A 368-nucleotide genomic window follows, 5' to 3' on the forward strand; every position below is an offset into this window, starting at 1 on the left:
TCGCCATTGGCGCGTTTGGATGTCGCCACTGAGCTGACGCGGGATTTTGCGCCCAATGCCAGTCGTTATCTCGACCGTATCGATAAAGAGTCGGCACGAATGAATGAGTTGATTGAGCAAATTATCCATATTCAATCGCTACAAATGCAGCAATACACCATCGATAATCTAGAAAGTGAGGCCGTCAATCTCTCTGAGATTATTAGCGACATTGCCCAAGATGTTTGTTTCGAGTTTCAACATAAAAACGTACGCTGGCAATGGCAGCCGCCTAGCTCCTCACTAAAAATCTCACGAACGGATTCTTTGACAGAGTGTTGGACCATATCTGGCATTCAAGAACAGCTGCACAGTGCGCTTGAGAACGT

General features: G+C 46.5%; 1 protein-coding gene. It reads left to right on the plus strand.

The genetic code is table 11. The annotated features are described in order from the left end of the window. The coding region (locus tag AAEZ03_RS26235; RefSeq protein ID WP_350582680.1) for an ATP-binding protein at positions 1-368 on the plus strand (368 nt) is incomplete at both ends.

The organism is Pseudomonas sp. HY2-MNA-CIBAN-0224, from assembly GCF_040310285.1.
Lineage (GTDB): Bacteria > Pseudomonadota > Gammaproteobacteria > Pseudomonadales > Pseudomonadaceae > Aquipseudomonas > Aquipseudomonas helleri.